The sequence below is a fragment of the Halalkalibacter wakoensis JCM 9140 genome, from assembly GCF_000513095.1.
Taxonomy (GTDB): domain Bacteria; phylum Bacillota; class Bacilli; order Bacillales; family Bacillaceae_D; genus Halalkalibacter; species Halalkalibacter wakoensis.
The window spans coordinates 68,974-83,617 of sequence record NZ_BAUT01000013.1 but is presented as its reverse complement, the minus strand read 5'-3'; the positions used below and the strand labels follow the sequence as shown (position 1 = coordinate 83,617).

At 38.3% G+C, this 14,644-nt stretch carries 10 protein-coding genes and 2 pseudogenes; 5 read left to right on the top strand and 7 right to left on the bottom strand.

Annotated features, from left to right (window positions below; all coding sequences use genetic code 11):
- Nucleotides 1-60: 60 nt before the first annotated feature.
- The 5 genes from JCM9140_RS07860 to JCM9140_RS07840 all read right to left on the bottom strand — a co-directional run bounded on the left by JCM9140_RS07860 (nucleotide 61) and on the right by JCM9140_RS07840 (nucleotide 6,177).
- Complete coding sequence (locus JCM9140_RS07860; RefSeq protein WP_034744640.1) at nucleotides 61-1,473, bottom strand: SpoVR family protein; 1,413 nt, start codon at nucleotides 1,471-1,473, stop codon at nucleotides 61-63.
- Between the two features lie 114 nt (nucleotides 1,474-1,587).
- Nucleotides 1,588-3,324: a phospho-sugar mutase gene (locus JCM9140_RS07855; protein ID WP_034744637.1), complete on the bottom strand. Its 1,737-nt coding sequence runs from the start codon at nucleotides 3,322-3,324 to the stop codon at nucleotides 1,588-1,590.
- A gap of 138 nt (nucleotides 3,325-3,462) precedes the next feature.
- Complete coding sequence (locus JCM9140_RS07850; RefSeq protein WP_156314832.1) at nucleotides 3,463-3,972, bottom strand: hypothetical protein; 510 nt, start codon at nucleotides 3,970-3,972, stop codon at nucleotides 3,463-3,465.
- A 67-nt stretch (nucleotides 3,973-4,039) separates the two neighbouring features.
- Nucleotides 4,040-5,581, bottom strand: a complete 1,542-nt coding sequence (locus JCM9140_RS07845; protein WP_034744635.1) for a bifunctional GNAT family N-acetyltransferase/carbon-nitrogen hydrolase family protein — start codon at nucleotides 5,579-5,581, stop codon at nucleotides 4,040-4,042.
- Between the two features lie 137 nt (nucleotides 5,582-5,718).
- A complete protein-coding gene (locus JCM9140_RS07840; protein WP_034744632.1) occupies nucleotides 5,719-6,177 on the bottom strand; it encodes a chemotaxis protein CheX in 459 nt (152 codons plus the stop codon).
- A gap of 458 nt (nucleotides 6,178-6,635) precedes the next feature.
- On the opposite strand from JCM9140_RS07840, the pseudogene JCM9140_RS07835 reads away from it, so the two are divergent.
- From JCM9140_RS07835 to JCM9140_RS07820, 5 genes and pseudogenes are all read left to right on the top strand, one after another.
- Nucleotides 6,636-7,791, top strand: a pseudogene (locus JCM9140_RS07835) (glucose-1-phosphate adenylyltransferase).
- Between the two features lie 28 nt (nucleotides 7,792-7,819).
- Entirely contained in the window at nucleotides 7,820-8,926 is a 1,107-nt protein-coding gene (gene glgD, locus JCM9140_RS07830) for a glucose-1-phosphate adenylyltransferase subunit GlgD (RefSeq protein ID WP_034744629.1), read from the top strand.
- A 24-nt stretch (nucleotides 8,927-8,950) separates the two neighbouring features.
- Nucleotides 8,951-10,048 (top strand): glycogen synthase, encoded by a 1,098-nt coding sequence (locus JCM9140_RS07825; RefSeq protein ID WP_369384405.1) that lies wholly within the window; start codon nucleotides 8,951-8,953, stop codon nucleotides 10,046-10,048.
- The gene (locus JCM9140_RS25160) at nucleotides 10,048-10,446 is read left to right on the top strand and encodes a glycogen synthase (protein ID WP_369384404.1); all 399 of its coding nucleotides are present in this window, start codon (nucleotides 10,048-10,050) and stop codon (nucleotides 10,444-10,446) included. Before JCM9140_RS07825 ends, JCM9140_RS25160 begins: the two co-directional genes overlap by 1 nt.
- Nucleotides 10,382-12,825, top strand: a pseudogene (locus JCM9140_RS07820) (glycogen/starch/alpha-glucan phosphorylase). The gene JCM9140_RS25160 and the pseudogene JCM9140_RS07820 overlap by 65 nt, the downstream one beginning before the upstream one ends.
- A 242-nt stretch (nucleotides 12,826-13,067) precedes the next feature.
- Here JCM9140_RS07820 and JCM9140_RS07815 read toward each other — a convergent pair.
- Nucleotides 13,068-13,799 (bottom strand): glycerophosphodiester phosphodiesterase, encoded by a 732-nt coding sequence (locus JCM9140_RS07815; protein ID WP_034744655.1) that lies wholly within the window; start codon nucleotides 13,797-13,799, stop codon nucleotides 13,068-13,070.
- Between the two features lie 31 nt (nucleotides 13,800-13,830).
- Nucleotides 13,831-14,436, bottom strand: coding sequence for a fumarylacetoacetate hydrolase family protein (locus tag JCM9140_RS07810; RefSeq protein WP_034744626.1), 606 nt, complete (start codon nucleotides 14,434-14,436; stop codon nucleotides 13,831-13,833).
- Nucleotides 14,437-14,644: the final 208 nt, after the last annotated feature.

Below are 14,644 nucleotides of genomic sequence, written 5' to 3'. Positions count from 1 at the left end.
CTCTTCTCTTCGCTTCGAGTATCAACCCAAAGGGCTTACCTCCCCCTTTGGGTTGATACTCTATAGGTATTTTCTATGCACTTTTTTTCCGTCATAGACGAAGGCGATTTCCTTTTCGTTTATAATGGATTCGATATGAACAGGGCGTCCCCATAGTTGGTGTAGATATGGTAGGACTTTTTCTAGGTAGCTTACATCAAGCTCTGTTCCTTCGTAATTATGCTTAATGTAGAGTTCTCCATTTTTTAAGTAATCTCCGTCTGTGATCACTAAATAAGGAAAACCTCCGTTTACTCTAGATTGTGCCAGTTGATCTCGGACTGGTTCCCATTGTTTATCAACAATTTTATAGTCAGCGCCCTGCTTTTGGAACAAATACATGTCTTCTCTTGTGACAAGGTCTTTCGTTAAATAATTTCGAATAAATGAAATATCCGATTCAATTTCTCGGACCTCAAACATTTTTTCCCGCCCGCTTCCAGGCTTTATTCCCTGGCGTTCTTGCATGTCCTTTGTTGGATTGTTATACCTTTCTTCAATGTCCTCAAATATTTTTAACCCCAAATAATATGGATTGATTGATGTTTTGGAAGGTTGCACGACACCCGCATTTAATTTAGCAAATTCAATCGTTTCTTCACTCGTCAAATCCATTTCTCTCAAAATTCGTTGATGCCAATAAGAAGCCCAACCTTCATTCATGATTTTCGTTTCAAGCTGTGGCCAGAAATATAACATTTCCTCGCGCATCATTGTTAACACATCACGCTGCCATGGTTCAAGCTCCCTGCTGTACTCTTCAATGAATAAAAGAATATCTTTTTCTGGACTTGGCGGGAAATGTTTTTTCTTCTTTTTAGGCTTTTCAGGTACTTTCTTTTCATCAAGAGCCCATAAATCATCGTACTCTGTCTGCTTTCTTATAGGTTCTGTATCCTCTTCATCTTCCATGCTCCAATTCAATTTTGGACGGAGAATGCTTGGGTCAATATGCTCTTGAATCGCTAAGACGGCATCCAAAAAGTTTTCAACTTCCTCTTTCCCATGAATGTGTTCATAATGGGCAATTCGCTCCGCGGTGGCACTCATACTCTCGACCATATCTCTTCTCGTATTTGAGAACCTCACATTGTTTTTGAAAAAGTCACAATGAGCAAGAACATGTGCGACAATTAATTTATTCTGAATTAATGAATTGCTATCTAATAAAAAGGCGTAACATGGATCAGAATTAATCACTAACTCATAAATTTTGCTAAGTCCAAAATCATATTGTAGTTTCATTTTGTGAAACTGTTTTCCGAAAGACCAATGACTATAGCGAGTAGGCATCCCATACGCACCAAATGTATAAATAATTTCAGCAGGACATATTTCATAACGCATTTCATAAAAATCTAAGCCAAATCCCTCTGCGATCTCTGTAATTTCAGCAATAGAGTGTTCAAGCTGCTTCCAATTTTCCGCCGACATCGAATCCCTCCTTGAACTGCTTTCTTACAATTTATGACGAGTTCTTGAAAATCATGAGTACATATGCCTCGGAAAATCAAAAAGCTACCCAAATCAGGGTAGCTTTTTTACATATTAAATAAGTTTGTGAACGAGGCTCATAACAGCTTGTTTTAACGATCCAAGAGCTGATTGGCTTTCTTCTAACGTCTCTTTCGAAACACCAAAATAAAACTTAATTTTCGGTTCTGTTCCGGATGGACGAATACAGAACCACGATCCATCTTCTAAAATGTACTTTAAGACATTCGAAGGTGGCAATTCAATGGTTTCCTCTTCACCAGTTGCTGGATTTGTGGCAACACTTGTTTTATAGTCTTCCATTCTTGTTACCAAATTCCCCTCGATATCAGCTGGTGGGGTCTGTCTGAAGGAGGTAAGGATTTGATTAATCTGCTCAATTCCGGCTTTCCCTTTTAGGGTTAACGACTCAAGTCCTTCTTGATAGTAGCCGTACTTTTCAAAAACCTCCATTAACCCATCATATAAATTCATGTCTCGTGACTTATAATAAGCTGCTAATTCCGCCGCTAATAAACATGCCTGAACAGCATCTTTATCTCTTACAAAATCACCAATTAAGTAGCCATAGCTCTCTTCATATCCAAATAAAAATGAATATTCGTTAGACTCTTCGTATTGCTTAATCTTTTCTCCGATAAACTTAAACCCAGTTAACGTATCAACTGTTTCCAATTGGTAGGCACTTGCCACAGCTCTTCCGATTTCTGAAGTTACAATGGTTTTTAGCACAACTCCATTTTCAGGCAATGTTTGTTGTTTTTGTTTTTGCGATAAAATGTAATCAAGCATGAGGGCACCTGTTTGATTTCCTGTTAAAACAACATATTCGCCTTCACGGTTTTTTACAGCAACTCCAACACGGTCACCGTCAGGATCGGTAGCAATCAATACATCGGCATCTAATTTCTTTCCATGTTCAATCGCCAATTCAAAAGCAGCATGCTCTTCTGGGTTTGGTGATTTCACCGTAGAAAAGTTTGGATCTGGCAATTCCTGTTCAGGTACAACCGTCACTTGTGAAAAACCACTTGATTCTAGCACGCGACGAACTGGAATATTTGCCGCACCATGAAGCGGTGTAAAAACAATTTTCACTTTATCTCCAAATTGCTCTACCATTTCTTTTTGAACAATAATCGACTGCAATTTTTCATTATAAGCGCTGTCAATCTCATCGGAAATGACTTGTAAAATACGATCGCCTTTTAGATCTAACTCATCCGCTACTTTGATCTGTAGTTCGTCTTCCACTGAATTAACGTAATTGACTAGCTCATCTGCTGGGCCTGGTGGCAATTGTCCACCATCTTCTCCATACACTTTAAAACCATTGTACTCTGGAGGGTTGTGACTAGCCGTAATGACAATGCCTGCATAAGCTTGTAAATGACGCACTGCAAATGAAAGCTCTGGCGTTGGACGAAGCTCATGAAATAAATAAGAGCGAATTCCATGTTTTCCAAGCGTCAAAGCCGATTCTAGTGCAAATTGCCTTGATTTATGTCTAGAATCAAAAGCAATGGCTACTCCTCGCTCTTTTGCTTGCTCTCCTTTTTCTTCGATAAATCGCGCAAGGCCTTCCGCCGCTTTGCGAATTGTATATGTATTCATGCGATTTGGTCCTGGGCCAATCTCGCCTCTCATCCCACCCGTACCAAATTCTAAATCTTTATAAAAACAATCTTCTAGTTCGATTTCATTATCTTTTCGTGCTTCTAATGCCTCTTTCCACTCTTCTTCTAAGGCTGAAAAAGTACTCCATTTTTCATATTGCTCTATCCAACTCATATGTTTCCTCCTAAATTATGCTGTGGGTTTGTCCTTTATTATAGCATGTCAATTCTATGCCAATTACACAATATCCTTTAAAATTTCAAAAATAAAAAGAAAAGATGAAAAGTGTCGTAACACTTTTCATCTTTCTCTTTATCGATTCTCTATACTACGCTTAATTTCGTTAGGAAGTGGTTGTTCCAAATGAAAATGGTCTTTTGGATCTCGCGACGATTCCGATACAACCGGTCCACTTACTTGAAATAAAACTTGATTTCGGTACACTTTGTTTCCTTTTTTCGCTTCGATCATAGCAATCCATTCACCAGGTACCGAAAAGACGACCTCTGCCCCGTAAAGACCGTGATCAAAACGGCTAAACACTTTTTCAATTTGATGAACGGTATGTGGACGATCAAACACAGCCTTTACGGATGTGGCTTCAATTCCATTTCCAAATTCATCTTCAAGGAAGATATGGAAATCAATCGCTTCTCCCGTTTGGAAATATTCATCTGCCCCAGCAAAAGACAAGTTCCATTGGGTTTCAAGCTCCTCTGAACTTGTAAGCGTGATTAGAAAGAAAGATAAAAATAAAATAGAACACAAACCAATGGTTAGAATTGGCCAACGAAAACTCGGCTCCCTCTCTAGTCTCATCATGTTGACCTCCCTTATGAGTCACACATCAGCCTAACCAAACTAAAGAGAGGATAAACATCAAAAGGGATTATTGTTTATAATTGATGGAGTAAATATCGTGTCTACGATCGCGTAATTGATTGACGCTTCCTGCTCTTCGATTTCTTCTAAGGATCTCTAGATCAACGTCCCCAACAACAACCGTTTCAATATTTGCCTGGCATTCCCCTACAATCCCATCACGTGCAAAGGTAAAGTCAGAAGGGCTAAAGATGCCTGATTGAGCGTATTGAATGTCCATATTCTCGACATCTGTTAAGTTCCCGACTGTACCAGACAAAACCGTATACACTTGGTTTTCAATTGCTCTTGCTTGAGAGCAATAACGAACACGTAAATAACCCTGTCTGTCATCTGTACAGAATGGGGTAAAGATAATATTGGCTCCTTTATCGACCGCAATACGCGCTAACTCAGGGAATTCAATGTCATAGCAGATTTGAATCGCAATCTTTCCACAATCTGTATCGAACACATTAACATGGTTACCACCAGAGATTCCCCAGAACTTGCGCTCGTTAGGTGTAATATGAAGCTTATATTGCTTCTCAATTGTTCCATCTCGTCTAAATAAATAAGCAATATTGTAAATTTTCCCTTCTTCTTCTACGAAATGGGAACCCCCAATGATGTTTACGTTATACTTTATGGCCAGGTTCGTAAATAGCTCAATATAATCCTCGGTAAACTCTGTTAATCGTCTTATCGCCAAACTTGGACTTTTCTCTGGCAAAAAGGATAACAATTGTAGCGTGAAAATCTCAGGAAATACAGCAAAATCGGAATGATAGCTTGCAGCAACATCCGTATAATATTCACATTGAATCGCAAAATCTTCGAACGAAGAGATCTTCTTCATCGCATATTGAATCGTCGTAATTCGAACAGGAAACGATGTTTTAAATTGGCGCTTTGGTATCGTTGGACGATAGTCAATGTTATTCCACTCCATTAATGTCGCATAGCGTAAAGACGCACGATCATCTTCCAAATAATTTGGATTGATACGCTTCATTGTAAAACCGTTCATAACTTGAAACGTTAAAACTGGATCATAAATGTTGTGCATCGTCACTTCTTCAACGTATTTTCTAGGTGTCATCTCTTTAGCAAACTTAAAATAGTTTGGAATACGCCCACCAATGATAATACTCTTTAAATTCAGTTCCCGCGCTAAATCTTTTCTCGCTTCGTACAACCTATGTCCGATCTTCATCCGTCGGTATTCAGGATGAACCATGACTTCAATTCCATAAAGATTGTATCCCTCATAATCATGATTCGTAATATATCCATTGTCGGTAATTTCATCCCATGTATGTTGGTCATCATATTCATCAAAATTAATAATTAAACTTGAACAGGACCCAATGATTTCTCCGTCGTATTCTACACAAAATTGCCCTTCCGGAAATATATCAACATGACTTTGTAAGTGTTCGCGCTCCCATGGTTCCATGTTAGGAAAACACACCTTAGACATTTCAATAATGTCATCAAAGTCTGCAGGTTCAATGTTACGAATGATCATTTTCTTTTCAAATTTTGACATATCGATTTTTTTTGACATTAAACTCAACTCCTTACTATATCCTTCATGAAGTTTACCCTTTTTTGTATAGGATGAACACTCTTTTGCATTTCACTCGTAATCTTTTACATCTTTATAGGTAGAAAAAAACCACCTTAGAACAGGCGGTTTTTTTGTTAATTTTCCTTTACTGATATATGTACATCAATTCCACCAATTTTGCTTTCTAGAGGAACCGTAATAAAAGGACTTTCTGAATGAAATCTCGAATCACCCTCATTAATAATAGGTGGTGTTACATCAATAATACATGGTACTTTTGATAATTCAGTTGCTGTTGTTCCTGCAACCCAGTTTCCAAACTCTTGTACAGCACTCCATCCCATATCATCCAATTGTTCAATTTGCATGCCGCCCATCATAATGCCTACTAGCCCTTTAGCTGTATCCGTTGAAAAAGAACAAACAATTTGACCTTTCAACTCTCCTTTTACACCTAAAATAACAGCAATTTCATTAGACGGAATCATTCCTTTTCCTGAACTTGGCGCTTGAGGTGACACTTCTAGACCAAAATGATTAGTCAGAATCTCCTTCGTAGCTCTACATATAGCATTCACATGATTGACGTTCAACTTTATCCCCCCAAGGCATATCGTCCCAAAACACACTTACATATTTCTAATGTTTCTTTCATTTTACCACAACTAAGACCATCTTACTATTTATCCTTTGTCAGACGCATTCTTTTTTGAAGTAAGACTTACAGACCTTTATCAATTGTTACAAGATTAACAATAGCTTTTCATCTGCAAACTATACCTAATTAAAAAGTTTCCTTTCATCTAGTTCAAAAGCATTACTTGATGCTAGTCTACCCTAATAACAATTGTCTTTTTTTTACAAATGTACGAGCTCAAAATATGATAAAAAATTTTTTTGAAAGTTTAGGAATGTTAACCGCTTTCCAGCGCATAAAATAAAACACCATATTGGTCATGCCACTCAAGAAAGGAGTTGCCTCTACACAAAATTGTATCCCCTCTAGATTGTCCTCTCACTAAAAAAATATATAAGACTGGGGCGGTAAGGAATGAAGAAAAACCAAGAATGTGTTGCGATGCTACTTGCAGGCGGAGAAGGAAAACGTTTAGGAAATCTCACGAAAAAGTTAGCCAAGCCGGCTGTTTACTTCGGAGGAAAATATCGAATTATTGATTTTCCATTAAGCAATTGCATTAACTCTGGAATTGAAACAGTTGGCGTTTTAACTCAGTATGAACCTCTTGCTCTTAATAACCACCTCGGAATTGGAACTCCTTGGGATTTAGATCGAAGAAATAGCGGTTTAACATGTCTTCCTCCATTTGTAGAGAAACGTGGAGGCTCCTGGTATTTAGGAACAGCTGATGCCATCTATCAAAACAGTTGCTTTATCGAGCAATATGATCCAGAATACGTCCTTATCCTTTCCGGTGATCATATATACAAAATGGATTATAGTCTTATGCTTGACTATCATAAAGAACGCGGTGCAGAAGCGACCATTTCAGTTATTGAAGTTCCTTGGGATGAAGCGAGTCGATTTGGCATCATGAATGCCAATGAAGATGGAAACATCCTCGAATTCGAAGAGAAACCCGCCAATCCCGAAAGCAATTTAGCATCAATGGGCATATACATCTTTAATTGGTCTGTGTTAAAGGAATATTTACTAAATGATGCACAGACTAGTGAGTCTCACCATGATTTCGGAAAAGACATCATTCCAGCTATGCTAGGCGATAATAGAAAACTTTTTGCCTATCCTTTCTCTGGTTATTGGAAAGATGTTGGTACCGTTCAAAGTTATTGGGAAGCAAATATGGATTTATTAGCTAGTCAGCCTTCTCTTAAGCTTAATGAATACAATTGGAGAATTTACTCTGTCCATGAATGCCCATCGCCTCAGTATATCTCACCACATGCTAAAATCTCTGACTCTCTTATTAACGAAGGTTGTGTCATATATGGGGAGATTTCTCATTCTATTCTCTTTCATCAAGTAGGAGTTGGTTGCAACAGTCAACTCGAACAATGTGTCATTATGCCTCATGCCAAAATCGGAAAACATGTGAAATTAAAAAAAAGTAATTGTCATGGAAGGAGTCACAATACCAGACTATACAGACATTGAATCTCCCGATGATGAAATCATTGTGATTGACAAAGAGACAACACTAGAAAAACTTGTGACGATCCCTAGATAAAAATTTAATCAATGAGAGGAAGTAGGGCATGGAAAAATTGATTGGTGTCATTCATTTAGACGGGGAAATGGATCTATTAAAAGATTTAACGTATTTTCGTTGTGGGGCAGCTGTTCCTTTTGGCAGTCGTTATCGACTCATTGACTTTGTTCTTTCCAATATGGTTAATTCCAACATTCAAGATATTGCTGTTTTCACAAGAAGAAAATATCGATCGTTAATGGACCATTTAGGTACAGGTAAAGCTTGGGATTTAGACCGAAAGCGTGGAGGATTATTTATCCTTCCGCCTGATTGGAATGACCCTAGCGATCTATCAAGAGGGGACTTACAACATTTTCATAATAATCGGGACTTCTTTGATCGTGGCATAGGTGAATACGTTTTGATAACAGGTAGCCATCATATTTGCAACATCGATTATCGAAAAGTATTTGAGCAGCACCTCGCCTTAGGCGCTGATGTCACGACCATCTATCAACCTATTTCTCATCTTTCTTATGAACATACACGTGAAAAAAAATTGGAGCTCGACGAAGACGGCAATGTTCTTAACATCACAACAGATGCTAGCAACTCCAATGTCTTTATGGATATGTATATCGTCAAAAAATCATTGTTGCTAGAACTAGTTGATTATTGCATTGCTAGAAAGAAAGACAATTTACTACTTGATGGAATCATGGCAAATCTAGATCGTCTAAACGTTCGTGCATACGAATACTCTGGTTATTTAGCCGTCATTAATTCAATTGAAAGCTACTACAAACATAGTCTTTCTTTGCTAGATATGGATGTGTATACTCAACTATTTCTTAACCGCAAACCCATCTATACGAAGACAAAAGACGAACCACCAACGAAGTACACAAAAAGCGCTAGAGCAACAGGCTCACTTGTAGCCAATGGATGTGTGATTGAAGGAACAGTTGAAAACAGCATTCTTTTCCGTGGTGTTCATATTCATAAAGATGCTGTCGTTCGAAATTCAATTGTCATGCAGCGATGTGATGTGCACAGTGGCACGGTAATAGATAACGTGATTCTTGATAAGGACATTATCATTTCTCCCAATCGAACATTTATTGGTGCTCCAGAGAACCCATATGTTATCGCTAAGAGAAAAGTCCTCTAACTACAATTGAAAGGAGTTATTAAAATGAATATCGTAATGGCCGCATCTGAGTGTGCTCCATTTTCCAAAACAGGTGGGTTAGCAGATGTGCTAGCTTCTCTTCCAAAAGCATTGGCGCAACGCGAACATAAGCTAACTGTTATTTTACCTAAGCACTCAGCCCTTCCTTCAGAAATCGTATCACAACTAGAGCACCTATGTTCCTTTAGCGTTTGGGTTAAATGGAGAGAGCAATATTGTGGGTTATTTTCTTATGAAACAAGTGATGTCACCTACTATTTTATTGACAACGAGTATTACTTTAGACGCGCTCACCTATATGGTGAACCAGATGACGCAGAGCGTTATGTTTTTTTCACACATGCTTTTTTTGAAACAGTGTCTAGATTACAACTAGATCCTGATATTATTCATTGCCATGATTGGCAAACTGGACTCATTCCTCTTTACCTAAAAGCTAATGTGTATCCGTACAAAGCCAAGACCGTTTATACGATTCATAATTTGAAATACCAAGGAATCTTTCCCCTATCAGTTTTTGACGAGTTGTTACATTTGGATTCAATTCATTTAGGTGGCCTTGAGCTTAATGGCTCCTTAAATTTCATGAAGGCCGCTATTGTTCATGCGGACTGGGTCACAACCGTTAGTCCTACTTATGCAAATGAAATTTTAGGCCCTTACTACGGCGAAGGCTTAGAGCGTTATTTACTAGAAAGAATCAATAGCATTAGTGGAATTGTAAATGGTATTGATGAAACCGTCTATAATCCAGCATCAGATTTAAATGTTTCTGTCCCTTATTTTAAGAACTATGCAGGAAAAAAAGAAAACAAAAGAATTATGCAACAAGAACTAGATCTAACCGTTTCCAAAGAGATCCCTATGTTTGTTTTAATTAGCCGATTGGTAGAAGAAAAAGGTCTTCCCCTTCTTACTCATATATTAGAAGAGTTACTTATTACAGAAGACATTCAACTCGTAATCATGGGAACAGGTGAAACTCAATTTGAAGAAACGTTTCAACACATTGCCCAGAGATTCCAAGACTCATGCAGGTTTATTAATGTGTTTCACGAAGGTTGGCACACCGTTTGTACGCGGCTTCTGATTTCTTTTTGATGCCATCAAGATTTGAACCTTGTGGACTCGGCCAATTAATTGCCCTTCGCTATGAAAGTATCCCGATTGTTCGAGAAACGGGAGGGTTAAAAGATACAATAAAACCGTATAATGAATTTAATGGAGAAGGAAATGGCTTTTCATTCACGAATTATAATGCTAACGACTTTCTCAACACGATCCGCTACGCCATCCATCTTTATTATCAACCCACCCACTGGAACCGAATCTTAAAAAATGTGTACAAAAGCAAGTTAAATTGGGATCATTCTGCATCATTATACGAAGAAGTATACGAACGACTTTTGATGCAGCTTAACGAGGAGGAAAACTATGTCCATGACCACCGACCAATTAAGTCAGTTACTCAAAGAGAGACTCACCTCATCATTCGGTAAAAGCTTAGAAGAAGTGACGACAAAAGAAGTGTTTCAATCCATTTGCTTCATCATGAAAGATTCCATTTATCCGAACTGGCAAATGACAAAAGAAACGTATGAACAGAATGATAAGAAACAAGTGTATTACTTCTCGATGGAATTTCTTTTAGGAAGAATGATTGAGACCAATTTACTTAACATGGGCCTGCTTGATGTTGTAAAAGAGACTCTTGTTTCATTAGGGTTTAATCCTGATGAGGTTTTTAAGGAAGAACATGATGCTGGACTTGGAAATGGTGGGCTTGGGAGACTAGCTGCTTGTTTTCTAGATTCTCTTGCCTCTCTTCAATTACCTGGAAATGGGATGGGGATTCGCTATAAATATGGGTTGTTCCAGCAAAAAGTTGTGAATGGCTATCAAGTCGAATTACCTGATTATTGGTTAGAAGACGAATATATGTGGGAAACAAAACGAGCAGATAAAGCAATTGAAGTACGTTTCGGCGGAACAGTTGAAACAACTGAAATAAATGGAGAGCTTCATTTTCAACATCTTGATTATGAACGTGTTTTGGCTATCCCTTACGATGTCCCAATCGTCGGATACGATAATAATACCGTCAACACACTGCGTTTATGGAGTGCTGAATCAACGACGAATCATTTTCACTTTCACTCAAGTCGGGGTCATGACTATTATCATTATCTCGACTATAAGCGCTCAATCGAAAAAATTTCTGAGTTTCTTTATCCAGATGACTCTTACTATGAGGGAAAAATTTTACGACTTAAGCAGCAATATTTCTTAGTCTCAGCCGGCTTACAAAGCATTCTTGCTAGGCACAAAAAAAGCCAAGACTCGATTTATGATCTGCCAAATCATGTTGTTGTCCAAATCAATGATACTCACCCAAGCCTCGTTGTCCCTGAACTCATGCGTCTATTATTAGATGAAGAGAAACTAGGGTGGGATGAAGCTTGGAGCATTACACAACAAACGGTTGCCTATACGAACCACACAACTCTAAGTGAAGCATTGGAAAAATGGCCTGAAGACATGATTAAAACCCTTTTTCCAAGGCTCTATCAAATTATTCATGAGATCAATGAACGCTTCTGTAAAATGCTTTGGTTTGATTATCCTGAATTACGAGAGCAAATACCAGAAATGGCGATACTCGCTTACGGGCAAGTTCATATGGCTCATTTAGCGATGGTAGGAAGTTTTAGTATTAATGGTGTAGCAAAATTACATACGAATATTATAAAAAATCGTGTGATGAAACCATTTTATCAAGTATTTCCTGATCGATTTAATAACAAGACGAATGGCATAACACACAGACGCTGGCTACTAAATGCCAACCCTGGGCTTGCAAATGTCATTTCGGAAGCAATCGGAACGGATTGGATTAAACAACCTGAACAACTAAAAAAACTTCTCGATTTTTCGGCTGATCGAGGTTTTCAAGAAGCAGCTGCCCGTGTGAAGCATGAAAACAAAAAAAAGCTAGCAAGCTATATTAAGAATCACTATAATGTCACCATTGATGATCAATCGATTGTTGATGTTCATATTAAACGTCTTCATGGTTACAAGCGTCAACTTTTAAATTTGTTTCATATTATTCACCTTTATAATAGCTGCTTGGAAAATCCGAATCAAAACATGACTCCACGAACTTTTATTTTCGGGGCCAAAGCTGCACCTGGTTATACATTTGCCAAGCAAGTCATTAAACTCATTAATGCGGTAGCAGAAAAGATTAACAACCATCCTACGATTAGTAAGTACTTGAAAGTGTTGTTTTTAGAAACTACCAAGTTACGTTAGCGGAACTCATTATCCCTGCTTCTGATGTTAGTGAACAGATCTCAACCGCTAGTAAAGAGGCTTCCGGAACAGGAAACATGAAATTGATGATGAACGGCGCTTTAACGATCGGAACTCAAGACGGGGCTAATGTTGAGATTGGGGAGTATGTCGGATCCGATAATATTTTCACATTCGGGCTAACCTCTGAAGAAGTTTTTACGTATCAAATGCGGGGGGATTACCGCGCTAGAGATTATTACAACAATGATCGCAGACTCCGAAATGTGATGGATCTTCTAGTAAACCAACATTTCTCCGGTGATGATGTTGAATTTAAAGATATCTTTTACTCTCTTCTTTATAATAATGATGAATACTTTGTATTGCGTGATTTTGACAGTTATGTGTCCACGCAAAATAAGGTTAATCATACGTATCAACAGCAGGAGCAATGGTTAGAGAAAAGCATCATCAACATTGCTCACTCTGGAGCTTTTTCGAGTGATCGGACCATTCAAGAGTACGCAGATGATATTTGGAAGATTCGCCCGATAACGATACCGACTCATCCGATTTTGTAGATATATTTTTCAACTAGTTAGAACGCTAACCTAAGAGAGTGAATTTAAAAAATCCAATAGAATTACAGGGTGTGCGATAAATTGCCGCTCCGGACATACACTTCGCTAGTAAAGTGCTTTATATTGTAACCAACAAAAAATCCGAATGATTCGTATTCTTGTTCTAAGAATATTGAATCGTTCGGATTTTCTACTGACTAGAACGCTTTATCCTATTCTCTTTATCTCTATTCATATCGCTGTTAAAGTTGATTTCGAAGGGCGACCGCTTTTTGGGGATCGTCCGTGATGATCCCATCACATCCAAGCTCGATAAACCGTTTGATTTGTTTTTCGTCATTAACGGTATATGGCCTTAGCCGTATTCCTTTTTTAATTAAGCTCTCAACCTCTTTGTCTAGCAAAGTCGGATAATAAAAGTGATAACCGAGTGTTTGAACCGTACGTAAGTAACTTTCTGGTTGATACAGTGCGGAGAGAACAATTACAGCTGTTTCAAGCATCGGCGCAAATTGTTCACACTGAGCTACGACAGTATGGTCAAAAGAGGAAAGGATCACACGGTCTTCTAAATCATGTTCTTTGATCATTGGATAAATAACGGTAATTGCTTTGTCCCGATCGCTCAATTGACCTTTTAATTCTATATTTAAAATCAACTGATTTCCTTTAGCCCAAACGAGTACTTCCTCTAGTGTCGGAACTGATTCACCTTCAAACTTTTCATGAAACCAAGAGCCCGCATCTAGTTTTTTTATCTTATGTACCGGATAGCTTTGGACGAAGCCCGTTCCATTCGTCGTTCTATCAAGTGTCGCGTCATGAATCACAACAGGAACATCATCTAAACTAAGTTGAACATCAAATTCGATGCCATCAGCTTGGCTTTGCTCTGCTGCCTGGAAGGCAACCATCGTATTTTCTGGATAATTGCTTGAAAAACCACGATGAGCAAATATTTTTGTCTGATTCACGTAAGATCCGACCTTTCCTTTTTTAGTGTCATTATCCAACAATAAATGTGCCCTTTTCATGATCTCCCCAAAATAGAGTACACTGATCACCTGTTTTAAGTGAACCTACCCCTTCTGGTGTTCCTGTAAATATAAGGTCCCCCTTACCTAACCCAAAACACTCCGCACATTCATCAATAATCTCTTGGAATGAAAACAACATATCAGCAATTGTTCCTTTTTGCCTTGTTTCATCATTGATTTTGAATGAAAAAGGTGTTTGCAAACACTCGCTCATGTCAAATGACCAAAAATCGGTAACAATCGCTGAATTTTTGAACCCTTTTGCACGCAGCCAAGGGTGGCCTTTTTTCTTTAATTCAGCCTGGACATCTCTTAATGTTAAGTCGATTCCTAATGCTATCTCACTCACTACATCTACTAGTTTATCGCCTTTGTTTACAGGTTTATCGATTTTTAACACAATTTCAATTTCATGATGAATGTCCCCTTGATCTTTTGGCATAACAAGTGTTTGACCGTTTGCTATTGCTAACGAATGACTTGGTTTAGAAAACAAAAGCGGCTGCTCTGGTACCTCATTTCCAAGCTCAGTAGCATGTTTAGCATAATTGCGTCCTATACAATAAATATTCAACGAAGTCCCTCCTAATGAAAGCGTACATTATGTGTTCGAGATGTTGCTTTGATAACCCTTTTTCTAGGGTTGAATTAGAGAGGCGAAGAGATTGATAACATATAAATAGTTCTTTCACCCTTTCCAATCCTTCTAAGCCAATGCGGAGCCGCCGCGATAAAAAGCCTGGTGTGAGAGGATTTCTCATACCAGGCGCGCAACGTGTAAA

Bases quoted from the DNA above. Each gene is read 5' to 3' on its own strand.
- JCM9140_RS07850 (WP_156314832.1), bottom strand. From the start codon at position 3,972: ATGATGAGACTAGAGAGGGAGCCGAGTTTTCGTTGGCCAATTCTAACC.
- JCM9140_RS07855 (WP_034744637.1), bottom strand. From the start codon at position 3,324: ATGAGTTGGATAGAGCAATATGAAAAATGGAGTACTTTTTCAGCCTTA.
- JCM9140_RS25160 (WP_369384404.1), top strand. From the start codon at position 10,048: ATGCCATCAAGATTTGAACCTTGTGGACTCGGCCAATTAATTGCCCTT.
- JCM9140_RS07825 (WP_369384405.1), top strand. From the start codon at position 8,951: ATGAATATCGTAATGGCCGCATCTGAGTGTGCTCCATTTTCCAAAACA.
- JCM9140_RS07860 (WP_034744640.1), bottom strand. From the start codon at position 1,473: ATGTCGGCGGAAAATTGGAAGCAGCTTGAACACTCTATTGCTGAAATT.
- glgD (WP_034744629.1), top strand. From the start codon at position 7,820: ATGGAAAAATTGATTGGTGTCATTCATTTAGACGGGGAAATGGATCTA.
- JCM9140_RS07845 (WP_034744635.1), bottom strand. From the start codon at position 5,581: ATGTCAAAAAAAATCGATATGTCAAAATTTGAAAAGAAAATGATCATT.